This window comes from Embleya scabrispora DSM 41855 (assembly GCF_000372745.1).
Lineage (GTDB): Bacteria > Actinomycetota > Actinomycetes > Streptomycetales > Streptomycetaceae > Embleya > Embleya scabrispora.
In genome coordinates this window covers 20,191-41,852 of sequence record NZ_KB889699.1, presented here as the reverse complement: position 1 = coordinate 41,852, position 21,662 = coordinate 20,191, and the positions used below count along the sequence as shown (strand labels likewise).

Here is a 21,662-nt window from a genome sequence, read left to right as displayed (position 1 = left end):
CCGGGCCCCCGGCTGCTCGGCGCGACATCGGGGGTCGATCCTGGCGTGGCAGCGCGTGGTCACAACGCAAGCCCACCAGTACCAAGCCCGGATGCGGCTGGCAGGCAGCGCGTAGAGGAGGACGAGGAGTCCGGCGACGCGGTCGCCGACCGAGAGTTCGTCGTCGGTGAACAGGCGACGGACCAAGGCGATGCGCTCGGCGCGGGGCTGTGCGTTGGGTTGTGTCGGCGTACGACTTGAGTTCCCCAACCGCGTACGGCCCAACGTCCCCAGTAGTGGTCGCGGGCAGGACTGCGGTCGAGGTACTCGGTTGAGATCGTCTGGCCGACCGACGACACTCGCACGATGGGTGACAGCGCATCGCCAGGGTCGGTCGAACGAGGGTGGGACGGGCCGTTTTACCGGGTTCGCAGGGACGCGTTCGAGGCATCGTTCCTGCCCAACCCGGATGAGGACCTGGGCTCGGTGTGCAACGTCGATGTCGAGGTCCGGCTGATGGACGGATCACGGTGGAGCGCGACGGTGTTCACCCTCGCCGAAGTCGACCGCTTGATGAAGAGCTGGGCAGCCAGCGGTGAGGCGCTGGACGGACGGTACTTCTGGTGCTCGGACGGCTTGATTGTCCGGGACCCCGGCATCGAGAGCATGAGCGGTGTGATCGCTGGCCTGCTCGACTCCGGCGAGTTCTCGCAGGTCCTCCAGCGCCTTGATGACGACTGACCGGGCCCGAACCGTGCTCAGGCCACCTCGTTGTCCCGTTCGATGGCCTTGAGACGGTTCTTCAGCCGGTAGCTGGGGCCGTTGATGGAAATCACGTCGCAGTGGTGCAGGAGGCGGTCGAGGATCGCGGTGGCGAGGACTTCGTCGCCGAACACCTGTCCCCATTCGCTGAAGGTCTTGTTCGAGGTCAGGATGATCGAACCGCGTTCGTAGCGCTTGGAGATGACCTGGAACACCAGGTTCGCTTCGGCGCGTTCGAGTGGCTGGTAGCCCACTTCGTCGACCACGAGGACGCTCGGCCGCAGGTAGGTGCCGAGTTTGCTGGTCAGCCGTCCTGCTGCTTCGGCGGCTGTGAGGTTGCGGACCATGTCGTCGAGGCTGGTGATGTAGATCGAGTAGCCGGCCCGGCAGGCGGCAACCGCAAGCGCGACGGCGATGTGTATCTTCCCGACGCCGGGAGGGCCGAGCAAGGCGGCGTTCGCCTTGGCTTCGACGAACGACAAGGTCGCGAGGTCCTTGACCTTGCGCGGGTCCAGCTCGGGCTGGAACGAGACGTCGTACTCGTCGAGCGTCTTGTGATGTGGCAGCTTCGACAGCCGCAAGCCTTGGCGGAACCGGCGATCGTCACGAACGGCGCACTCCTCGGACAGCACCAGGTCGAGGAAGTCCAGGTAGCCCATCTTGGCCTCGTCCGCGCGTTTGGCGAACTCGTCGACGGTCTCCGCGAGGTGGGGCAGGCCGAGTTTGCGGGCGGTGGAGCGGATGCGGCTGCCGGTCAGCTCGCTCAAGAGGCTTCCTCCGTCGATCCGTTCGTAAAGGGCCGGGTGCCGGTCAGCTCGTCATAGACCGACAGCGGGCGCCGGCCCACCTCGATCCGGGCGACCGCGGCCCGGTTCAGCAGGGACTGCAGCGAGCGGGCTTCCTCGCTGTCGGGCTGCGGACGCGACCGGGCAGGGGCGTCGCCGGTGGTGGTCCGGCGTCCCTTGCCGGTGGGCAGGCCGTCCCAGTGGTGCTCGTCGACAACGCGGACGCCCCGCCCGAAGGCGCGTGGGTGGGTCGCCAGCAGCGAGTCGGTGCCCGCGCCGGTGAGGGTGGAGCGCAGCATGACCTCGGACTTGGTGGCCCGCACTTCGACCAGTTGGCGGGGGCGGACGCGGCGGGCGGGCACCGAGTAGAGGTTCCCGTCGAAGGCGACCAGGCAGTCCTTGCCGACGTGCCGCAGCTGCGGATCCAAGACCACAGCGAGCCACCTCCGCCAACTGCCTCACACAGCAGTGTGGCAACCGATGGGACTCACGGCATCAACAACTGGCCGCGTTCACCCGTACGTGGCTGGGGACGTACATGTGTACGCCGACAGGTTGGCCGTGTTTGACGTAGGGGACGCGGAGCGTCCCGCAGATTCTTCGTTGGACGGCGAAGTTGATGAACCGCCGTGCGTAGTTGCGTGTGCTGGGACCTCCGGCGAACCACCGGTCGACGTCGTGCTGGGTGCAGTCCGCAAGTGCCGTATCTCGTGCGCGGAGCCAGGCCAGGAACTTGGCCGCGGTTCTGATCTGGCTTTGCGCGGTGCGCCAGGTCTTCGGCTTGATGCTGCCGTCGGCGAGTTTCCCGCGCAGGCGGCGGCGGTGGTGCCACGCGATGTAGGTGGCGAGGTCTCGCCGGTCCTCCGCTGGTTCGATACGGTCGAGAAGGTGCTTGGTCCACTGCTCGAACTTCAGCAACTCGGTGTCTTGGAGCGGCAACAGGCCCACGGACATCAGCAGCTGGCGAAGGTGGTTGACGCCGCCGGAAGGCGGCAAGGCGGACAGCGCCTCGTGGGCCCGGGCCAGATCGCCGCGCGCGATGGACTTCAACCGCTCCCGCACCGGACGGGACCTCAGCCAGGCTTCGGTGCTCATCGGGTTGCGTGCGGAACACAGTGCGTCGGCCAGCGGCCCGAGGCGGGGCGCGGGGCGGCCGGTTCCGTCGTCCAGCAGCACGGCCAGGCGCCGCCGCATAGCGCAGCGGACGCATTCGTGGACGCTCCACATTTCCTCATCAGCTGCGTTGCAGGTCGCGCAGGCGAAGCCAGGGATGCCCGCGCAGGGAGCGCACAGATTCCGACCGCCATCGCGGCCGGGCAGGACCCGGTGCCGTCCGCACTCGCCGCAAGCGCCGATACACCGCCCGGCGGCCTTGTGGCAGGCCGCGCAGATCACGCTGTCGGGCCAACGAGCAGAGTGGCGTCGTCGCCGGCCGCAGCGGGCGCACGGGGTGGAGCCGTCCCTCATCGCGCGTCCGGGGTGATGCGGGCGCGGCGCGGCCGGCCGATGCGGTTGAGGTCCAGGACGTCGTCGGACAGGTCCGCGCCGACCGCCTTTCGCGGTTTGCTGTCGGCCTCGATGTGCGGGCTGATCAGGTCGCTCGGGGTGCAGCCGAGGATGTCGCAGATTGAGACCAAGATGGGCAGCGACAGGCGCTCGGGGGTGCCGGAGACGAGCCGGTAGATCTGCGCGGCGGACAGATGGATGCCGCGTTCGGCCAGTAGTGGCGCGATGTCGGTGGTCTTCCACATGCCCTGGGCGGCCATGCGCTCGCGCAGCAGCCAGTGGTAGCCCGTCTTCCTGGTCACGACTGGTCCTGCCTCTGTTGTTCGGCCTGCTCGATGACCTTGTCCAGCGCGGCCCGCAGCACCCGGGTCTTGTAGTCGGAGGAGACCGAGGTGTAGACCGACGTCGAGCTGGCGTTCTCGTGGCCGCATTGCTGTTGGATTCTCTTGAGTCCACGGAATGGTGTCCACGACGTGCAGCACGGGGCTACGACGAGTTCGAAGTCGCGTGTTGGAGGTGGTTATCTACGGCGGTCCAGCACGCGGATTCCGTGGAGGTTCGATGATCGTGCAGCGGGTTGTGATGCCCGCCTCGTTGCTTGAGTCGTGGACGGTCCTGGGTGATACCGGGCCCGTCGAGCCGATCGAGCGTTACCTGGCCTACCTGACCGACATCGAGCGGTCCCCGAACACCGTGAAGGCGTACGCGCACGATCCGAAGGACTGGTTCGTCTTCCTCGACCGCCGCGGTCTGGACTGGCGCGAGGTTCGGCTGGAAGACCTGGGCGAGTTCGTCGCCTGGCTGCGCCTGCCGCCCGACGGCCGCGGCGGCGGGGTCACGCTGCTGCCCTCGGCGGATCACCACTGCTCGGTCACCACGGTCAACCGGAAGCTGTCCGCAGTCAGCGGCCTCTACGTCTTCCACGCGCGACACGGTGTCGACCTGGGTGATCTGGTCACGGAATTGCAGCCCGTTCGCGCCCGCCGCTCGGGATGGAAGCCGTTCCTCCACCACCTGTCCGGCGGCCGGCCGGAGCGTCGCCGCACGATCAAGTTGACGGCACCCCGTATGCATCCGACGATACTCACCGCCGCGCAGGTCCAGGCGATCCTGGACACGTGCACCCGGTTGCGCGACCGGTTCCTGTTCGCGTTGTTGTGGGAGACCGGCATCCGGATCGGCGAGGCACTCGGTCTGCGTCACGAGGATCTCGCCGCGGCAGAAAGCGAGTTGACGGTCACGCCCCGGCTCAACGACAACCGGGCGCGGGCCAAGTCCGCTTCTTCGCGCACCGTTCCCGTCGGCGCCGAGATCGTCCGGCTCTACGCGGACTACCTGCACGACGAGTACGGCGACCTGGACAGCGACTACATGTTCGTCAACCTGTGGGGCGGCTCCTACGGGCGTCCGTTGAGCTACGCGACCGTCTACGACCTGGTCCTGCGGATCCGCCGCGAGAGCGGCATCGACTTCGACCCCCACTGGTTCCGACACACCCGGGCCACCCTGCTCCTGCGCCGGAAGGTGCCCATCGAGGTGGTCAGCACCTTGCTCGGTCATTCCTCGATCGCGACCACGCTCGACATCTATGGCCACCTGTCCGCCGAGGACGCCCGCCGGGCCCTGGAAGCCGCTGGCTTCCTGACCGGACAGGAGGCGCGGTGGTGACCACCGCAGCTTCGCCGATGCCGGCATCGGGACTGCTGGGCAAGCTGATGGCCGCAGTCCGCCCAGAGTTCCGGGTCGACATTTTCGTCCCCGAACGCGGCGCGCTGATGTTCGACTCCGCGCCCTGCCGGGTGCCGGGCTGCGTCCGACAGCCGCGCACCCGCGGGCTCTGCAAGGGCCACTACTACCAGTGGCAGGACGAAGGCGGCCCCGACATTGAGGGGTTCGCCGCAGCCGCCTCTCCGGAGGGACTCGGACGCAGGGAACTCACCGTCTGCGTCGCGCCCGGCTGCCGCTACGGCGGCACCCGCCGAGGGTTGTGCGTCCGGCACCACGGATTCTGGGAACGGGCGGGAAAACCGAACCGCACGGCATGGCTGGCCGGCCTCGACCGGGTCCACAATCCCGATCACCCGGTCTGCGCGTTGTCCTACTGCTCGTTGTGGACGCAGGGGCGATCACAATTCTGCGTCAACCACCGGTCGCGCTGGGAGGCGGTGGGTCGGCCGGACCTCGACGAGTTCACGGTGCTCTGCGAGTCCTACGGCGACGACCGCTTCGACTTCAGGCCGCTCGGCGATCGTCGCCAACTCAAAATGGAGCTGCAGTACGCCCTGCAGTGTCGGCACGACGAGCGCCAAGGCAAGACGCCCGCTGCCGTCGCGCGCCCGGTCATCACGCTGGTCACAGCGAGCCCGGTCGCCTCGCTGCTGGACTGGCCGATCGAACAGTGGAATGAGTTCTTCGACGCCCGTCACGCCGCGAAGCACGGTCAGAACGGGCAGGCGGCCTTCCTGCGATACGCCCACCGGCGTCTGGAGGACCTGCTCTGCGGCAGCGGATGGGAGACGGAATTCCCCAGGGACATCTGGGAGTTGCACCGACTCGGGATCGAGGGCCGCAAACGGCTGCGGTTCGACGGCATCCCGCAGCCCTGGCTGCGCGAGCTGGCCAAGCGGTTCGCCCGCTGGCGCCTCAGCATCGGCCGCAGTCCCATCCAGACCTATATCGACATCCAGGCCGTGACTCGCCTCGCCCGCTTCCTTGCCTCACCGCCGGTCGGCATCATCAGCCTTGCCGCCGTCGACCGGACGACGCTGGAACGCTACCTGGCCGACCTGGCCACCGACCCCCGCGCAGTGCGCTCCCGCAGCAGGGACATCAGCTCACTCGGCGCGTTCCTCTACGCCATCCGCCGCCATGAATGGGACCGGACCCTGCCCGCCGGCGCCGCGTTCTACCCCGACGACTTCCCCAAACCCGAGAAGCGCCTGCCCCGCGGGCTCGCCGAGCACGTCATGGCCCAAGTCGAACAGCCGGACAACCTCGACCGCTGGCACAACCCCGACAGCCGACTTCTCACGGTCATCCTGATGCGCTGCGGCCTGCGCATCGGAGACGCCAGCACGATCGCGTTCCACTGCGTCGTGCGCGACGGCGACAACGCCCCCTACCTGCGCTACGTCAACCGCAAGATGAAACGCGAAGCCCTCGTCCCGATCGACGAGGAAGTCGAGCAGGCCATCACCGAACAGCAACGGCGGATCCTGCGTCGTTGGCCGGACGGCAGCCCGTGGTTGTTCCCGGCCCCGAAGATGAACCCCGATGGCCGGACCCCCCTGAGCACGCACTCCTACCGCGGTCAACTCCGCGATTGGCTCGGCCTGTGCGATATCCGGGACGAGCACGGCCGCGCCGTCCGCCTGACGCCCCACCAATGGCGCCACACCTTCGGGACCAGGCTGATCAACCGGGACGTCCCGCAGGAAGTGGTACGCGTCCTTCTCGATCATTCATCCGGTGAAATGACCGCTCACTACGCCCGATTGCACGATTCCACGGTCCGCCGGCACTGGGAGAAGGCCCGCAAAGTCAACATCAAGGGCGAGCACGTCACCGTCGATCCTGCCGGCCCGCTGGCGGAGGCCACTTGGGCCAAGCAGCGGCTCGGGCGCGTGACCCAGGCCCTGCCCAACGGCTACTGCGGACTGCCGGTACAGAAGACCTGCCCGCACGCCAACGCTTGTTTGACGTGCCCGATGTTCGTGACCACCAGCGAGTTCCTCCCTCTGCACCGCGAACAGCGCCAGCAAGTCCTTCAGATCATCTCGGCCGCCGATACGCGAGGCCAGACCCGTGTGGTCGAAATGAACCGGCAGGTCCTGGGCAACCTGGACCGGATCATCACCGGCCTCGAAACCGACGCCGACGAGCCGGGGGCGACCGCCGATGCGAGCTGACAACAGCCGCCACATCATCGAAGACGCCCACCGCCGCAGCGAACTCACCCGCTCCAAGGCAGTCCAGGCGCTGCGCGCCCTGGACGCCGCCGGCGAACCGATCACCTTCGAGGCAGTGGCAAAACGAGCGGGCGTCTCGCGGTCCTGGCTCTACGGTCAGCCGGATCTGCGAGCTGAAGTCGAGCGCCTGCGGGCAGCACATCGGCGAGCACCCTCGTCTGCGCTCCCCGCGCGTCAGCGCACGTCGGAGGCCTCATTGCTGCGGCGCCTGGAGGCGGCCAACGCACGCTCCCGGCAGTTGGCGGAAGAGAACCGGGGCCTTCGGGATCAGCTCGCCCGTGCACTCGGCGAGCAACGAGCAGACAGAATCACGAGGGATCAAACGAGGGGAAGATGATGAGTACCGCTGACGAGCAAGACCGACTTCTACGTGGGCCGAGAAGAGACCTCGAGCGCGCCAGGACCCGGCGACGTGGCTCGACTTGGCCTTCCTCGCGGAGCATCTCCACGAAGGTCACGTGACCGACCGAAACAGGGCCGCCCGCTTCGGAGTTCTGTGGGCCCTTCAATACGATCGCCGCCCCCAGGATCTTCCTCTCCTACGCTTCCTCCTCCAACAGCAGACCACCTTCTACCAAGAGGTCGTCTCCTGGGGAATGGCCCCGGATCTGACGCTGGCCGGTTTCCTGGTCGCCGAGCACCGACAGGTGGAGGATCTCTGGCTGCACTGGACCGCCAAGAACGTCAGCTTCGACACGGCTCTCGGCTACCACCTCTACCACCTGCTGACTGGAGGTGTCGCAGCCACCGTCGAAGCAGTGCGAGCCAGTGCCCACCCTGATCGTGACCGCATCCTGGGCGACATCACCTCGGACCGCCACACCGACGCAGCCGTTGAGGAGTGGCTCAACGGACAACGCGCACGGTTCCCGGCCGCCCCGGCCGACGAGAGCCTCGAATCCTGGGCCCACCACGCCGCGCGCCTCGGCGAGCGCGAGGCATCCCGTTTGTTCATGACCGAGTGGGCAATCGGCGAGCCACGCACCGAGGCCACGCTCAACGCGCTCCAGTTTCACCTGGCTCAACTCGGCTACCTCACCGAAGCAGTGGTGGTGCAGAGAGAAGCCATCGCGATCAGCGAATCATCGTGGCCGGGGGCAAAAGCGAGCAAACTACTTGCGCTTGCGCAGTTGCAGCGACGAGCCGACGACCCTTCGAGCGCGTGGAAAACACTCGAAGAGGTTCGGAGCGTCCTGCCATCCGACAAGCAGGGGTCGTGCCAAGGACTGTGGTGGCACTTCGCCAAGGAGTGTTTCCTCCTCGTCCCGCTCACACCCGACGACTCCACAGCTCGCCGTCGGCTTGCCGCGAGTGACCAGTATCTGCAAGGGATCCCTCGGCTTTGGATGGACGGAGTCCTCTCCGCCGCTGTCGCGGCTGCCGAACAGGCCGATGATCCGCTGATACTCCACCGCTACCGCACGTTGCAGCAGGCCGCAGCCCATGAACGTGAGCAGGAATTCGGTCAAGCGACCCGTGGTGCTGCGTCAGGACCGACAACCTCGTGAACCCCAGTACCTCCCCGAGGAAACGAGCGATCCCGACTTGATCCGGCGCAGTGCGTCTCACCCGGGTAACGATCAGTCAGTGACGTGTGGTGCGGCGGGAGTTGCGAACCGTGCCTCGACGACAACGTGCTCGACGCTAATGCCCAGTTCACAGACGCGAAGCATGACCAGACTCAAGATAATCCAGCCGAACAGCGCGTCGAAGCCGTCCTCGATCAAATGCGTGACGTAGGAATGTCTTGTGTCCGCAGAGCCCGTGTGCGGATGACCTCGTGTGGCGATTGAGCAGGCCGGGTTGTTGAGGTCGCTTTCGCGATGCAGATGGTCGAGTGTGTTGCATTCGGTGACGTTTCCTGTAATGCAGATCACTTTGCTCTGGGCTCGTGGGGTCGTGTTGTCAGCGAGGGCGGAGATCGTGTCTGCGTGAGCGAACTGGTTGAGCATGTAGATGAGCGGGATCTCGTGTTGGGGGTCGTCGAGCGAGGCGAGGCGGAGCGTGAAGGCTGGCCGCATCGCATTGCGACGACGATCTGCCGTGATCGGGCAGGGCGGATCTTGGTGCTGCGGCGGTCCGAGACGATGCCCCGGTTCCCGGGCTACTACGACGTGATGGTCGGTGGCGCCGTGAACGTGGGTGAGTCGTATGAGGAAGCCGCGGCCCGGGAACTGTCCGAAGAGCTGGGCGTTCGTGTGCCCGTGCGCTTCATGTTCAAGTTCCTTTGCCGGGAGGGGATCAGCCCCGTGTGGTTTGGGGTGCATGAGGCTGTCGTGGCGGAACCCCTGGTCCCGGACCCGGGTGAGATCGGCTGGTTGGACTGGCTGACGTTGGACGAACTGCGCGACGTGATTGATCAATGGCGCTTCGTTCCGGGAGGGCGGGAAGCTCTGCGTCGATACCTGGAGTCCGGATCCGGCAGCGGTGCGGGCGAACTGGCAGCTGGGTGATCGGCGATGCGAGTGGCCTCGGTCCAGGGCGGCCATTTCAGCTGCAGGACCCGATCACCGTGGTTCGTGGTGCTGGAAGCCGCCTGACTCGGGTGGTTCCGGCGGAGGCTTTGCGGAGCCGGACGATCTCTTCGTGTTGCGCGGCGAGGCGAGCCAGGGACTGGGAGCGGAAGTCGGTGAGCTCGTCGATCGTCTCCTCGGACTGGGCAATCCGGGCTTTGAGCTTGGCGTTCTCTGCCTTGAGGCGGGCGACCCGGGCTTCGCGGGGGTCGGGGATTTCGCCGGCATCTTGGAGGGCCCGCAGGCGTCGTTCGAACTCGACGCGGAGGTGAGAGTAGGGGCGAGTGCCGTAGAACGCGGTGCGGTCGACGGCAGCCTCGTTGGCGAGGGTCTTGATGTCGCATTTTCCGCCGGGCGGGATCTCGCCGCGCAGGAGGCGATCCATGGCGGCTCGGATGCGGTTTTCGTTCTCGGTGCGCTGGGTTGCGGAGATTCTCATGCGGACTCCTCATCCGTGGTGGCGCTGGCGGCGTCGATCTCGGCGACGACTCGGAGGGCTCGGTCGAAGTCGGCCTGGAGCCGGGTGCGTTCGCTCTTGCGGGTTGTCCCGAGTTGGCCGATGAAGATCTTTGTTCTGTCGGCATGCTCGGCCCAGACGGGTCGGTGACCGGGGTGGTGGGTTGCCTGCGGGCAGCGGGCGGAGTCACACATCCCGATCAGTGGCCGGTCGGAGGTGGGGGTGCCGGCCAGTTTGAGGCAGAGCGCCCGGGAGGGGTCGGTGAACCAGCAGTAGTTCGCCGGGCCGAGGTGGAGGACCTTGGCGCGTTTGGTCAGCAGGTTCAGCACGTCGCGGTCGTTGCGCTGGATCTTCGGCGCCGATGCTGCCGCCGAGTCGAGCTTCTCGTCGATGCCGGCGAAGAACTCGGTCAGGCCGCGGGCTCCCGGCCCGGCGGGCAGAATGCCCTGCTGGTAGTTGCGGAACTCCTCAAGGACCAGCTGGAGATTGCGCTCACTCTCGTGCTTGTTGACCTCGGACAACAGCTCGGCCTGAGCCCCGCCGGGGCGCGAGGCATAGCCCTCTGTAGTGGCCACGGCGATGTGTTTCAGGTGAATTTTGGAGGCCAGGAGACCGCCCGGCCGGTAGGCCATCTCCAGGGACAACGTCCGTCGCAGCATCCGCAGGTTGACCGGCCCGTCGGGAATCGGCGCGAGCCCGAGCCGTTGGCCTACGTCGGAGTTGACCCAGTTCTTGAACCACTGGTAGCGGATGTTGAAGGCGAACCGGCCCAGTAGCAGGGCTCCCTCTGCGGGCCCTTCGTGCAGTTGCTCCAGTCCACGACCAGCCACTCGGCCAACGCCGCCTGGTCGTCCTCGGTGATCGCCCGGAACCCGAACCCCGCCCGGATTTCCACCCGGTGGCGCCTGATCGCCTTGCCGAACCAGTCGTACCCCGCCCACTCGGCCGCCGGAACCCCACCTGTTGGGCCACATACGCCACCGCGGCATCCGGCATCTCCCCTGCCGTCCCGGGGAACCGGGCCTCCACCTCGAAGAACTTCAGCATCAAGGCGAACCCGACCGATTCGCCCCGGACTTGTTCCGCAACTGCTTCATGTCGTCTTCGAGCAACGTCCAGACCCCGATCACGTCCTCCGGCTCCCACTCCTGACTCACCCGGTCTCCTCTCGATCGGTCGACCAACACGACTGCCGAAGGCTCAGCCCTCGAGGAAGCTCAGGTCAACGCGCTCTCAGACGTACGAAGCCCTTACCGCCGGTTTCCGTTCCGATGTTCCTCAAACCCCGACACCGAGCGCGCCGAGGGGACGGGCAGCGTCCACGGCGCGTGACCCGGCGCGGATGCGACGTTCCCGAAGCACCGCGCCGGCCCGTCGAGCCGGTGCCTTGGTGGCCGTGTCCGCGGCCGGCCCGGGGCCGTGTGGTGCGTCCCCGGGCGCGGGTTCGGTCAGCGGGTGGAGGGCAGGACGCGTCGCATGAAGTCGTCGAGGGTGTCCTCGTCGAGTCTTCCGTCCATGGCCAGGGCCCGGTGGAGGGTGCGGGCGGTGGCCTTCTGGGGGATGCCGAGTCGGCGTTCGGCCTCGCCGACGATCTCGGCGATGACGCGTCGGGCGTGGTGGGGGTGGTGACGGACGAGCCAGTCGAGCATGCGTGTGACGTCGGGGGTGGGGTGGTAGAGGGTCGATGCCTTGGGTTTGCGTGTGGTGTCGCCGCGTTCGGTGGCGAGTTCGTCGAGGAAGGCGTGCCGCGGACGCGGGGTCGCTAGCGCCCCACTTCGTCGGCCAGGCGTCGGGCGGCGATCTCGATCGTCGCCTCGTGTTTGTCGATGCGGGCCGACGCCGCGTCGAACGGCTCGTCCGGCAGGCGCAGTTCCTCGACGCGGGCCACGCAGCCGGCGACGCAGGCGCGGGCGGCCTGCAGTACGGACCGGGCCAGGGCCGCCGCGGTCGCCAGGTCCGCCCGCGCGGCCGGGTCGTCGGGGGACAGGGCGAGGGCTTCGTCGGCGACGCGTGCGGCCAAAGCGACCAGCCAGGAGGCGTGTTCGGCCTGGAACTGCAACCGCAGGGCCAGCGTGTGCCGGGCTTCGATGTCGCCGTCTCCGGCCCGCTCCAGATCCATGTTCCCCAGGGCGACTGCGTTCGCGACCTCGGACATCTCCACCGCGCTCTCCCGTGCCCGGTAGCGCGGCCCCGCACAGGTGCCGCCGGCTCCCTCCACCAGTGCCGCAGCGGCGGCTAGGGCGAACGCGGCGACGTGCGGCCCCCGCGCCACGCGCGGTTCGGGATGCGCCCACGACCGCAGCATCGCGCCGAACGCACGGGTGCCGTCCGGTTCCTGCTCCAGGTCGTCCTCCAGGTCCATGCGGTCCTCGACCGTGACGGGATCGGCGTTGCGCGTCCAACGCGGCTCGAAACTCATACCGCGAACGTAGACGGGGAATGTCCGCCTCCGGGTCCGAAATGGCGATTCGCCACTCTCCGGGGCGTCCGGTTCCGCCCCCGTGCCCGCACCCGCCGACACGCCGGCGGGTGCGGGCACGGGGCGGGCGGTGTCGTATCCGCCTGCGAGGGTGCGGTCGTGGACTCCCGGCGTGCCCGCAGCGGGGCGTGCTTCGAAGGCGGGCCGGTGCTCGGGGAACGGGTGGTCGAGGTGTCGGCGGTTTCGGTGTTCAGGGCCCGCATCGCGCGCCACGAGGCCACGTGCGGGCGGTGCGCCTCGCGCGCGACGGCACAGTGGTGCCCCAGGGGCAAGGCCCTGTTCGAGGCGCCGTGTGCGTGGTGCCGGAGGCGGGCCGTGTGTGTTGAGCACGGCGACGAGCTGGTCTGTGTGGGGTGCGCGGACCTCGCGGCGAAGGCGGTGTGTTCGGGATGCGGCGAACATCGGTTCGTGACCCGGCTCCGCGATGTCGACGCGTGCCGGACCTGTGCCCTGTTGTTTCGGTAGTCCGGCCCGCTCGTCCGGCCGTCGTCGTGGCGCGAAAGCCGCGAAGTGCACCGGCCCGGACCAACCCGATGACACACACGTGCCGACACGGCCCACGAGCCGGGACTCGATGGGCGAGTTCCGGGCACCTACGAGCGGGCTCGTCCCACCTCCTCCTCCGTACCCACTGGTCGGGGGCACCCTCTAGGGTGTGCGGATCGACCAGGGAGACGGGGGACGCGCCACGTGGTCATTCGCCACCGGCCCGGCCGGGTGACACACCGACGCGCCGCGTTGACGGCGGCCGCAGGGGTGGTTCTGCTCGCCACCGGCTGCACGTCCTCCGGTTCGAGCGAGCCGGCTTCCGGCGCCTCTGCCACCCCCGCCGCCTCCGCACATGCCTCCACCGAGGCGGCGGGGCTCTCCCGGCGGGACGCGGAGGCGGTATTCGCCCACTACGGCGAGGTCAAGGCGCAGGCGAACGCGACACGCGACGATCGGCGGCTGGCCGATGTCGAGGACGGGCCCTTGCTCGCCGCCTCGACCGGCGACTACGCGATCGAACGCGCGGGCAACGAGGCGCCCAAGCCGTTCAAGCAGTCCGACCCGTTCTTCTTCGTCCCCCGCCAGGAGGGCCACCCCCGCTACTTCGCGGTCCTGGCACGCAACTCCCGCTGGCCCTCGACCACACACGGCCGAGACCTGACCTACTTCCGGCAGGAGAGGCCGAACGGCCCCTGGAAGGCCACGTTCTCGAGCCCGATCAACGTCAGGAACGGCGACGCCGGGCAACCCCTCGTCGACGCCACCGCGCCAGCCACGCCGTTCCCCACACCCACCGAGACCTTCGCCCCGGGCCAGACGGCGCCGGAGTCGCTGCCCGCGATGCCCGCCCTCGACGGCGAGAGCGCGCGTACCCTCACCGGCGAGGCCGCGAGCAAGGCGGCCGGGATCTGCGCGGACTTCGCCGCGTACCGCAGCCGCACCGCCACCGGCCCCAAGGCGTCGGGCGAGCGGTTCGTCCCCGGCGACCGCACGACCGGCCTGACCGGCCGTGAGGCCGAAAGCGCCCGCGAACTCGGCCCGATCACCTGGACCCGCGACTTCCGCCCGACCACCGACCCCGGGCTGCCGATCCTGCAACTCGGTGACGGCAAAGCCCTGGTCACCTGCACCTTCGACAGCCTCGACGTCACCGACGCCCGCCAAGCCCCCGGCCGCCACATCCTCTACGACGCGAACGCCAAGGTACTGCGCCTGCTGGGAGCACAACCGCGCTGGGCCCGCGTCGAACGCACGCTGGTGGAGGTCGCCGTCCTCGCCGTTCCCCCCGACGGCGCCCCCGCGGACGTCCTGTTCTCCCAGGGCACCCTGCGCTCGGCCACCGGGATCCCGGACGCATAGCCACCGCTCCGCGTCCCGACGCCACCAGCGCACCCGCGCGGACTCTCCGAACAACGGTCGCCATGCCCCGAAATGGTGATGCGCGGGACGCCCGGCTCACCACGCATCGTTCGCCTTCGTCAACGCCCCGCCGAATACGGGACTACCCGTCACGGGCCTCCCCACGCCGGCCGTCGGGTGGGCGGTGCTCCGGCGGCAAGGACGAGGAACCCGGGCGTTCACGGCCGACCCGACCCGACCCGACCCGACCCGGTTCCCGGTCGACGTGGTGTGTCCGGGGGGCACTGCCACGTGAGCCATGGAGGCGGCCTGTCGGTGGAGAGGTCGGCCGCGCCCTGCGGCGCGTCCTCCAACGGCCCCGCGAGGACCCTCCCGTCCCGGAGGTGGATCTCGAGATCGTGATGCGCGTGGCCGGGCGCGAGGGCGCGAATGGCCCCGAAGTCGAGCCGCAGCGTGTCGAACGGGCCCTGTCGGACGATGACGACGGGGATCAGGCCGCTCCAGGCCGGTGCGCCCGTCGACGGCTGCTTGTGCCGACGGACGAGAACGTCCAGGTCCCAACCGATCCGATCGGTCTGACGCGTCGTCAGCGGCGCTGCGCCGAGTACCGCGTCCGCCACGCTTCGGGCGAGCCCGCACAAGGCCCACTGCTGGTCGGTGGTGAGATTCCCGGCCGAGGAGGTGCCCCGGTGCGAGGTTTCGGAGATGGTGCCGGTGGACGGATCCACGACGAGTCCTCGGTGTACGAGCGTATGCCGAAGTTCCGCGGTCGCGGCGTACATTCGCATGATCCGATCCCACAGGTCGGGTCGACCCCCGAAGGGGTCCTGCTCCTACACGCCGCCGTTCTCGGCCTTGTTCACCTTGGAGGAGATCGGCATCCGCTCGCGCTGTTTGTGCACCGGCCTGGACGATTCCAGGACGAGTTCCACGAGCAGATCGAGAATCTTCCACGCGGCCCCGAAGAGGAGAGGACGGACGTCCGTCGGCGGTCGAGGCGCTCTCGGCGCATCCCGTTCCGTCGGTCGCCGTCAAGTGCACCAACGAACCCGGCGCGGGGGCGCCGTTCGCGTCGATGCTCCCCAACTCGACGACCTTCGTCGCGTCCGAGTCCGGCAACAACGACGCGATCGGCGGCAGGGACGAACTCGACACCGGACGGCGGGTCTCGCGGATCGGCACCGGGAAGGGCCTCGCGGCACCATGCCACGCACAGGCCGGCGGACGGATCCGTCGTCACTCCTGAGCACCCCTCGCCTCCACCCACCCCGAGACTCCTCGTTCGTCTCCCGCCCGCCCCGTCCTCATCCACCCGCTGTCTCGTCCCCAGCCCGCCTCAGCCCTGCCCGATTCCGCCACACTCTTGCGACTCGTCAACCGGCACCCGCCCGACCTCCCTTGATCGGACCGGACGTCAAGCTCCGGATATCCGCCCGTGACCTGCCCACTCGCGCCAACGCGCCTGTGGGGGCGGCAGCGCGGGAGGAACTACAGGCAGACCTACACCCGGCGCGGGCCACGCGATGACCGTGCCGGACGTCAGGGCCCGGTACACCCGAGGGCTGCTATCCGAACCAGCCCTTGGTGTCGGCGACTTCGCCGAGTGGTCTTTCCTCGGTGAGTGAGAGTAGGGCCACGGCGGAGTTGAGCAGCCTCAAGGGAAGGGCGAAGGGTTTGATCGTCACCGCCTCGGCGAGGGCGGCCCTGCGTTCCTCCGTCAGTACCGCAAAATTTTCATGGTTGCGCTTTGGTACTACTCGTCCGATCTCCTCGAGTGGCCAGGCCGCGGCCCCGTACGGTGCCATCTCCGCCAGTGCGGTGGTGAACAAAGGAGAACGTCCCGGCATGACATGGTGGGCGACGAGCAGGGTCGCCAGCGGAGAGAGCCCACCGGCCGCCACGAGGACGTCCGTTTTGCGCGGAGTGATCAGCATGGCCGCGCCGATGCGGCTGGAGCTCATGGCCAAGGCGCGGCGTGTCTCCTCGGGCAGAGCGCGGGTCGCCTCGTCGACGCGGGTCACGTTCTCGACGAGGACGTCGTCGCAGGCGATGGCGACCAGGGCCAGGACCCAGGTGGCGCGGGACAAGGGGTCTTGGTGTTGCTCGTACTGTGCCGTCCACCACGATCCGGTGTCGCGGAACCTTCGCAGGTCCTGCACCAGGCGACCGTAGTCCGCATCCGGACCCAGGGGTTCGGAGCCGGGGTGATGTCCCCGCCGGTGACGAACTGTGCGGATGGGGTTGCGGCGCCGATCACGGCGATCTCGGCAGCGAGCCAGCACGGCCCGAAGATGCCGGCGAGGGCGCGTGCGGCGTTGACCCAGGGCGAGGTCGTGCCGCGTTGTCCCCGGGTGAACTTCAGGGCCTGCCGCAGCGTCGAGGTGCGGCCGTCACGCTCGTGCAGCCGGGTCAGAGCCGCCCGCTGTTCGTTGTTGCCGATTTTGCGGTCGGTGTGGTCGACGGGTGGGTGGTAGATCGCCTCGGCGTCGGGAGTCGCCTCGCGTTGGAAGAGTTGGACCTTGCGCAGGAAGTGTTGTGGGGCCGCGACGCGGATCAGGTCGTGGGGGAAGCCGGTGAGCGAGGCGTTGTCCAGGTCGGAGCAGTGTCCGTCGAGTACCGCACGCACCATTGCCCGTTCCGCTGCGGAGCTCGGTTTGGTGCGGAGGCCGGCGGCGACGGCCGCAGCGGCGATCCGGGGATCGTCCAGGTTCAGGTCCTCCAGGTCCGCGGGCTCGGTCCGGGACGCGGCGGTGAGGGTGGCGCCGATGGTCAACCAGACGAGTTCGTCCTTTGTCCCGATCGCTGCGCGCATGCGGGGCAGCCACCATGCGTCGAAGACGCCCTCCTCGTCGATGAGTTTCCCGGTGAGAGCCAGCCGTTCCGCGGTCGCGGGCGAGTGCGGGTCGTCCGCGACCTGGTCGAGCAACGCGGACGTCAGATCGTTGGCACCACAGTCCCACGCCAGCGGAGGGATCTCGGCCCGGTCGAGGGCGCTGTTGATCAGGCGCACGCTGAGCGGGTCGAGAAACAGCGCGGCGGCGCTCTGCTGGGAGGGGGTACGGCAGCGGAACACGCCGTCGACGAGCAGGGTCCACGCGGTGTACCGGACCTGTTGCAGGCACGTGGGGTTGTTCCACTCCTCCTTGAGGCATTCGATCAGTCCGCCCAGTTCGTTCGGTTGGGCGAACCCGGCGTAGAAGCGGGTGGTGTTGAGCCAGTACGGGCGGGATATCAGCTCGCGCAGCACGGCGAGCTTGTCGAAGCGGGGAGTGCCGGCGCCGGCGAACGCGTAGAGGTAACGGGCCGCGAAATACTCGCGCAGCGACTGGACGTCGAACTCGAAGGTTCCTTCGACCTTGCTGGTGAGTGCCCACACCCGGGCCGTGACGCCGGTGAACAGATCCTCGACCAGCGAGGTCTCCTTCCGCGCGTCGAACAGATAGGTCAGGATTTCCTTCTTCAGCTTCCGGGTGGCGATCAGCCCGTTGTCCCCGTGGATCTCGGCGCGCGATTGCAGGAGCCAGCCCAGGAAAGCGGTGATCTCCTCCAGCACCACGCGATGTTCGTGCACCGCAGGGGACTTCTCCGCCTCGCGGTCCAGGAACGTCTCCATGTAGGAGGCGTAGAGCTCGGTTCTGCTCGCCGGCACCGAGTTCCCGCGCTTTTGGATCAGATACAGAAGGATCGTCAACTGCATCGGGTTGTCCGCGAGCTGCGCGATGTGCGGCTCGGCGGACCGTTGCCGGAAGATCCGCTCCAACGACCGGCGTTCCGGCCCCCGGATCGCCCGAGCCTCCGCCCACTTGCGCAGGTACTTCGCCTGCAGCTCCGGGCTCAGCCGCGACAGCACCAGCGTTTCGTACCGATCCGCGGAAGGCTCGGCCAGGTTCGCGGCGTTGGGCCGGGTGGTCACCACGACCTGCGGCGTGAACGGGGACACCCGCGACCGGGCGGTGAACGCGTCGATCTCCTCGACCACCCGCCGCCGGGTCTCCTCGCTCGCCACCTCGTCCAGACCGTCCAGGACCAGCAACAGCGGCAGACGACGCACGACGTCGTTCACGGTGTCCACACTCGCGTCCAAGCCGCCGCTGCGCGCGCGCAACAGCGCGGCGAGGAACGTCTCCACGGAGCCCCGCGCACGCAGGCCCGGCTTCCTCGGGAGGGCGTCGTCATCGTCACCGAAGGGATCGCGAAACGCCAACCAGGCGGCGTACTGACGCAGGTCCACCCGCAGCGGCATCCGCGGCCGCGCGACCACCGGCGCGCCGGTGGCGTCGGGCAGGTAGGCGGCACGGTGCAGTTGGCACAGGTACTGGCCCGGAGTGGACTTCCCCTGCCCGGGTTCCCCCCGCACCAGCGCCAACGGCTGGGAGGCGGTGGCCAGGTAGGCAGCCGCCCCGCCCAGCTCGTCCCGCCGCTCCGACCGGGATCCGGCGACGGCACGCGGGGCGGAGACACGCGTGACCTCCACGTCGACATACAGGTCGTCGAGACGGTGGGTGTCGAGTTCGACCTGCTTGAACTTGACCTTCGCGTCCTCCTCCCACTGTGTGGCGATCACCCGCAGCAGCAAGTCCCGCAGGGCGTTCTCGTGCGCGGCGAGCCGATCGCCCTCTATCAGGTAGCGAATCAGGTCGTGGCCGGCGAGCATGTCGGCGTACGCCCACTTCAGGGTTGCGGGCGCGCCGTCCACGCGCGCGTCGACGTCCGCGCGCCACCACACCGTCATCGGGATACCGAATGCTTTGCTCAGGCGCTTCAAAGCCTCGTCGAGAACGTCCATGCTGCCCGTCTTGGGCACTGCAGTGCCCGCGACGGACGTGATCAGGTAGTACTCGTCGGCGCCTTCGGCGACCAGCCGCCGAATGTTGGCGGCCTCCGCCTTGACGGTCGCCTCAAGCCACCCGGCAGGGTTCTTCTCAGCGCGCGCAGACCACTTGACCTGGTAGATCACCTTCCGGTCCCCGCCGGGGTCGACCGCGTCCCGACCACCGTCGGAATGCCCCACCGGATAGCACCGCACGTTCGGGAAGGCCTGCGCGAGCAACGCGTTGCACAACTGCTGGAAGGGCTTCTCGCCCAACCGCTCGTACAGGTACCGCCACGACTGACCGCCGCCGCCCGCCACACGCCCCCCTCGAGCACCCACGCACCGGGCCCCAAGATAGGTGCGACACCCGACACCGACACCCCGATCGGGCGGAGTCGAGGGAGCCGAGGGCCCGTGCCGAGGCGGTCGCCGGACGAGAACCGCCGAACCCCGGCGCGGCGACTGCCCGGCCGTTACTGTGGCACCGGTTCCTCCGGACCGGAAAGGCGGCCGCCGTGCCCGACCAGCCCACTCGAACGCCCGCAGCCGGGGCACGCAAGGGCCTGACCCCGATGCGAGCCGCCCTCGGCCTCACAGCCGTGTTTGCGGTGAATCTTCTCGCCGGCGCCGTCAGCGACTACCGATACGCCCGCGACGCCGCGACCGAAGAGCCGTCCGACGGCCGCGCATCGACCGCCGAGGAGCGCGCGTTCGAGGCCGTCGTGCGCGACGTCGCGGCCACCATGCAAGGCGTCACGATCGTCTCTGTGACCGGCTTCTACGTGGAACTGCTGATCCGCAGCAACTCCGGCCGACAATCCTGGCCGGCCGAGATGGGGTTCGACCGGGAGACCGGCGAACTACTCCACCGCTACCACCAGTACCCCCCCCGCGAAGCTGCCCCGGCAGTTCGCCGAAGAGGTCGAACGGCGGCTCAGGGACGCGGCGGCCGCCCGAAACCGCCTCTAGCGCGCTGCGACGGCACCACGCGAACGTGGCCCAAGCGTTGTGCGCGCAGACGCTTTTGGGCGCGCAACCGCCCACCAGCCCGCCTTGCGTGCGGACCTGGGGCCGCGCCAAGCGGTGGTGAGCAACCCCCACCGGTCGACGGACGAGACCGCACGTCGATCCGAACTCCCGCACTCGCTCCGGCAACCACCTCCGCTGCGCCGTACTGCCACGAAAGTCGGCCGCGAAGGACGCGCCATCCCGGGAGGCGTGGCGTGATGCTTTCACTGCGTCCTGGTGGCGGTGAGGAGATCTCGGACGCCGATGGCGTTGGGGTGTCGTCGGGCGAGGTCGGTGACGATGCCACGGATGGAGGGCCGGTCGCGCACCTCGCCGGGCGCCTCCCGATGAGCGGCGGCCAGCGCGTCGGCGGTCTGTTCGGCTTTGCCGAGTTGCCACCACGCACGGGCCATGTCGGTGTGCAGGCGTCCGCGTCGCTCGGCGGTGGGGAACTGTTCCGGGTGCAGCCGGCGGCCGGCGTGCAGGGCGGCGCCGGCGTCGCCGAGGGAGTACAGCACTCCGACCTCGTACAGCCCTACCGACGCGGGCGTCACCGTGAACACCGTCCTGGCCTCGGGTCCGGCGGGTACGCGCCGGACGGCGCGTTTGGCGTCGGCCATCAACTCCAACGCATTCGCCCGATCCCCGGCCCCGGCGCACGTGTAGGCGGCCGTGCACAACATCTGGGCGTACGCCGCGGCCTGCTCCGGCGTGGTCAACCCGGTGCCCTCCACCCGCGCGGCCGCGTCCAGCGTCACGCGCTGGGCCGTGGCCTCCTGCCCTTGGTGGCGCAGCACGATACTGAGCATCCGCGCGGAGGAGGCGGCCGCGAGCGGTGAGCCGGACTGGTGGGCGTACACCGTCGCCCGGTCGGCCGCGGTCCGCGCCCGCTGATAGTGGCCGATCTTCGAGAGCATCTCGGTCGCGAGGTCGTAGCACGCGGCCAGGCGCGCGAACGCGCCCTGATCACCGGGAGCGGTGTCGGCGTGGGTGTGCCCGGCCGCGAGCAACTCCGGCAGGGCCGCGACCAGTCGGGCGTGATCGCCGCTGTCGTACCACCCGTGGGCACACCGAAGCCGGGCCAGGACGTCGCCCCCGGTGGTGGGGGAGGAGCGGGTGGGGATCGACGCGAGCGCCTGGTCGACCCCGCCGAGCATCGTGACGGGAACGGCCGCGAGGGAGGCGGTCAGCAGGCGGCGTCGGCGCATCGAGTCGTCCTCCTCCTCCCGCCGCACGGCGGTCCGGCCCACCCTAGCCGGTAGCGGCGCGCTCACGCCCAGTGCCGCGCCCAGCACCCCGACAGGCATGTCCACCGCGGCGGCCAACCTGCGCAACACCGCCACATCCCGACCCGAACGCGCGCCCGACTCCAGGCGCGACACCGTCGACGCCGAGTAACCCACGATCGAACCCAGGTCGCGCTGCCGCCAGTTCCGCGCCAAACGCCCGACGCGCACCAAGCCCCCGACGTCGCCGCGCGCGGCCAACAGCCGCACCCGCGGCGCGTCCCACGGCGGACGGAGCTCGACCATCACGACCCCCAG

The 21,662-nt window shown here is 69.0% G+C and carries 21 protein-coding genes; 8 read left to right on the top strand and 13 right to left on the bottom strand.

Features of this window, described 5'->3' with window-relative positions:
• The first annotated feature begins 345 nt into the window (after positions 1-345).
• Complete coding sequence (locus A3IC_RS0139030; RefSeq protein WP_020555507.1) at positions 346-720, top strand: hypothetical protein; 375 nt, start codon at positions 346-348, stop codon at positions 718-720.
• 17 nt (positions 721-737) lie between these two features.
• Here A3IC_RS0139030 and istB read toward each other — a convergent pair whose 3' ends face one another.
• The 4 genes from istB to A3IC_RS0139010 all read right to left on the bottom strand — a co-directional run bounded on the left by istB (position 738) and on the right by A3IC_RS0139010 (position 3,334).
• Complete coding sequence (gene istB, locus A3IC_RS0139025) at positions 738-1,508, bottom strand: IS21-like element helper ATPase IstB (RefSeq protein WP_020555506.1); 771 nt, start codon at positions 1,506-1,508, stop codon at positions 738-740.
• The gene (locus A3IC_RS0139020) at positions 1,505-1,960 is read right to left on the bottom strand and encodes a Mu transposase domain-containing protein (protein WP_020555505.1); all 456 of its coding nucleotides are present in this window, start codon (positions 1,958-1,960) and stop codon (positions 1,505-1,507) included. The genes istB and A3IC_RS0139020 overlap by 4 nt, the downstream gene beginning before the upstream one ends.
• Before the next feature lie 61 nt (positions 1,961-2,021).
• Positions 2,022-2,720, bottom strand: coding sequence for a hypothetical protein (locus tag A3IC_RS59090; protein WP_020555504.1), 699 nt, complete (start codon positions 2,718-2,720; stop codon positions 2,022-2,024).
• A gap of 269 nt (positions 2,721-2,989) precedes the next feature.
• On the bottom strand, positions 2,990-3,334 hold the full coding sequence (locus tag A3IC_RS0139010; RefSeq protein WP_020555503.1) for a helix-turn-helix domain-containing protein: 345 nt from the start codon (positions 3,332-3,334) through the stop codon (positions 2,990-2,992).
• A gap of 259 nt (positions 3,335-3,593) precedes the next feature.
• On the opposite strand from A3IC_RS0139010, the gene A3IC_RS0139005 reads away from it, so the two are divergent.
• From A3IC_RS0139005 to A3IC_RS0138995, 4 genes are all read left to right on the top strand, one after another.
• Positions 3,594-4,700, top strand: coding sequence for a tyrosine-type recombinase/integrase (locus tag A3IC_RS0139005; RefSeq protein ID WP_026219249.1), 1,107 nt, complete (start codon positions 3,594-3,596; stop codon positions 4,698-4,700).
• Positions 4,697-6,940: a tyrosine-type recombinase/integrase gene (locus A3IC_RS0139000; RefSeq protein ID WP_106669136.1), complete on the top strand. Its 2,244-nt coding sequence runs from the start codon at positions 4,697-4,699 to the stop codon at positions 6,938-6,940. Before A3IC_RS0139005 ends, A3IC_RS0139000 begins: the two co-directional genes overlap by 4 nt.
• Positions 6,930-7,337 (top strand): DUF6262 family protein, encoded by a 408-nt coding sequence (locus A3IC_RS72745; RefSeq protein ID WP_079026970.1) that lies wholly within the window; start codon positions 6,930-6,932, stop codon positions 7,335-7,337. Before A3IC_RS0139000 ends, A3IC_RS72745 begins: the two co-directional genes overlap by 11 nt.
• 121 nt (positions 7,338-7,458) lie before the next feature.
• The gene (locus A3IC_RS0138995) at positions 7,459-8,508 is read left to right on the top strand and encodes a hypothetical protein (protein ID WP_205353671.1); all 1,050 of its coding nucleotides are present in this window, start codon (positions 7,459-7,461) and stop codon (positions 8,506-8,508) included.
• 72 nt (positions 8,509-8,580) lie between these two features.
• On the opposite strand, the gene A3IC_RS69190 is transcribed toward A3IC_RS0138995, so the two are convergent.
• On the bottom strand, positions 8,581-8,952 hold the full coding sequence (locus tag A3IC_RS69190) for a hypothetical protein (protein ID WP_158696281.1): 372 nt from the start codon (positions 8,950-8,952) through the stop codon (positions 8,581-8,583).
• Between A3IC_RS69190 and A3IC_RS59085 the strand changes: the two genes are divergently transcribed.
• Positions 8,932-9,453, top strand: a complete 522-nt coding sequence (locus tag A3IC_RS59085) for an NUDIX hydrolase (protein ID WP_040877871.1) — start codon at positions 8,932-8,934, stop codon at positions 9,451-9,453. The two genes, A3IC_RS69190 and A3IC_RS59085, sit on opposite strands and share 21 nt — an antisense overlap.
• A gap of 37 nt (positions 9,454-9,490) precedes the next feature.
• Here A3IC_RS59085 and A3IC_RS0138980 read toward each other — a convergent pair whose 3' ends face one another.
• From A3IC_RS0138980 to A3IC_RS0138960, 4 genes are all read right to left on the bottom strand, one after another.
• The gene (locus A3IC_RS0138980) at positions 9,491-9,952 is read right to left on the bottom strand and encodes a hypothetical protein (RefSeq protein ID WP_020555497.1); all 462 of its coding nucleotides are present in this window, start codon (positions 9,950-9,952) and stop codon (positions 9,491-9,493) included.
• Positions 9,949-10,800, bottom strand: coding sequence for a hypothetical protein (locus A3IC_RS59080; RefSeq protein WP_020555496.1), 852 nt, complete (start codon positions 10,798-10,800; stop codon positions 9,949-9,951). The genes A3IC_RS0138980 and A3IC_RS59080 overlap by 4 nt, the downstream gene beginning before the upstream one ends.
• Positions 10,801-11,418: 618 nt before the next feature.
• A complete protein-coding gene (locus A3IC_RS0138965) occupies positions 11,419-11,619 on the bottom strand; it encodes a hypothetical protein (RefSeq protein ID WP_020555494.1) in 201 nt (66 codons plus the stop codon).
• Between the two features lie 113 nt (positions 11,620-11,732).
• Positions 11,733-12,389: a hypothetical protein gene (locus A3IC_RS0138960; protein WP_020555493.1), complete on the bottom strand. Its 657-nt coding sequence runs from the start codon at positions 12,387-12,389 to the stop codon at positions 11,733-11,735.
• A gap of 750 nt (positions 12,390-13,139) precedes the next feature.
• On the opposite strand from A3IC_RS0138960, the gene A3IC_RS69185 reads away from it, so the two are divergent.
• Complete coding sequence (locus tag A3IC_RS69185) at positions 13,140-14,297, top strand: DUF8094 domain-containing protein (protein ID WP_020555491.1); 1,158 nt, start codon at positions 13,140-13,142, stop codon at positions 14,295-14,297.
• A gap of 218 nt (positions 14,298-14,515) precedes the next feature.
• Here the strand turns inward: A3IC_RS69185 and A3IC_RS0138945 are convergent, their stop codons facing one another.
• Positions 14,516-15,025, bottom strand: a complete 510-nt coding sequence (locus tag A3IC_RS0138945) for a hypothetical protein (protein WP_158696280.1) — start codon at positions 15,023-15,025, stop codon at positions 14,516-14,518.
• A 347-nt stretch (positions 15,026-15,372) separates the two neighbouring features.
• Between A3IC_RS0138945 and A3IC_RS69180 the strand changes: the two genes are divergently transcribed.
• Complete coding sequence (locus A3IC_RS69180; RefSeq protein WP_020555488.1) at positions 15,373-15,543, top strand: hypothetical protein; 171 nt, start codon at positions 15,373-15,375, stop codon at positions 15,541-15,543.
• A 319-nt stretch (positions 15,544-15,862) separates the two neighbouring features.
• On the opposite strand, the gene A3IC_RS0138930 is transcribed toward A3IC_RS69180, so the two are convergent.
• From A3IC_RS0138930 to A3IC_RS0138915, 3 genes are all read right to left on the bottom strand, one after another.
• The gene (locus A3IC_RS0138930) at positions 15,863-16,384 is read right to left on the bottom strand and encodes a hypothetical protein (protein ID WP_020555487.1); all 522 of its coding nucleotides are present in this window, start codon (positions 16,382-16,384) and stop codon (positions 15,863-15,865) included.
• A complete protein-coding gene (locus A3IC_RS0138925) occupies positions 16,315-19,428 on the bottom strand; it encodes an NACHT domain-containing protein (RefSeq protein ID WP_026219246.1) in 3,114 nt (1,037 codons plus the stop codon). Before A3IC_RS0138925 ends, A3IC_RS0138930 begins: the two co-directional genes overlap by 70 nt.
• A 914-nt stretch (positions 19,429-20,342) precedes the next feature.
• On the bottom strand, positions 20,343-21,650 hold the full coding sequence (locus tag A3IC_RS0138915) for a helix-turn-helix domain-containing protein (protein WP_020555486.1): 1,308 nt from the start codon (positions 21,648-21,650) through the stop codon (positions 20,343-20,345).
• Positions 21,651-21,662: the final 12 nt, after the last annotated feature.

What these genes read in the sequence shown, in the direction of transcription:
- A3IC_RS0139030 (WP_020555507.1), top strand. Translation starts at nt 346, where the DNA reads ATGGGTGACAGCGCATCGCCAGGGTCGGTCGAACGAGGGTGGGACGGG.
- A3IC_RS59090 (WP_020555504.1), bottom strand. Translation starts at nt 2,720, where the DNA reads ATGCGGCGGCGCCTGGCCGTGCTGCTGGACGACGGAACCGGCCGCCCC.
- A3IC_RS0139005 (WP_026219249.1), top strand. Translation starts at nt 3,594, where the DNA reads ATGATCGTGCAGCGGGTTGTGATGCCCGCCTCGTTGCTTGAGTCGTGG.
- A3IC_RS72745 (WP_079026970.1), top strand. Translation starts at nt 6,930, where the DNA reads ATGCGAGCTGACAACAGCCGCCACATCATCGAAGACGCCCACCGCCGC.
- A3IC_RS69190 (WP_158696281.1), bottom strand. Translation starts at nt 8,952, where the DNA reads ATGCTCAACCAGTTCGCTCACGCAGACACGATCTCCGCCCTCGCTGAC.
- A3IC_RS0138980 (WP_020555497.1), bottom strand. Translation starts at nt 9,952, where the DNA reads ATGAGAATCTCCGCAACCCAGCGCACCGAGAACGAAAACCGCATCCGA.
- A3IC_RS0138965 (WP_020555494.1), bottom strand. Translation starts at nt 11,619, where the DNA reads ATGCTCGACTGGCTCGTCCGTCACCACCCCCACCACGCCCGACGCGTC.
- A3IC_RS0138960 (WP_020555493.1), bottom strand. Translation starts at nt 12,389, where the DNA reads ATGAGTTTCGAGCCGCGTTGGACGCGCAACGCCGATCCCGTCACGGTC.
- A3IC_RS69180 (WP_020555488.1), top strand. Translation starts at nt 15,373, where the DNA reads ATGCTCCCCAACTCGACGACCTTCGTCGCGTCCGAGTCCGGCAACAAC.
- A3IC_RS0138915 (WP_020555486.1), bottom strand. Translation starts at nt 21,650, where the DNA reads ATGGTCGAGCTCCGTCCGCCGTGGGACGCGCCGCGGGTGCGGCTGTTG.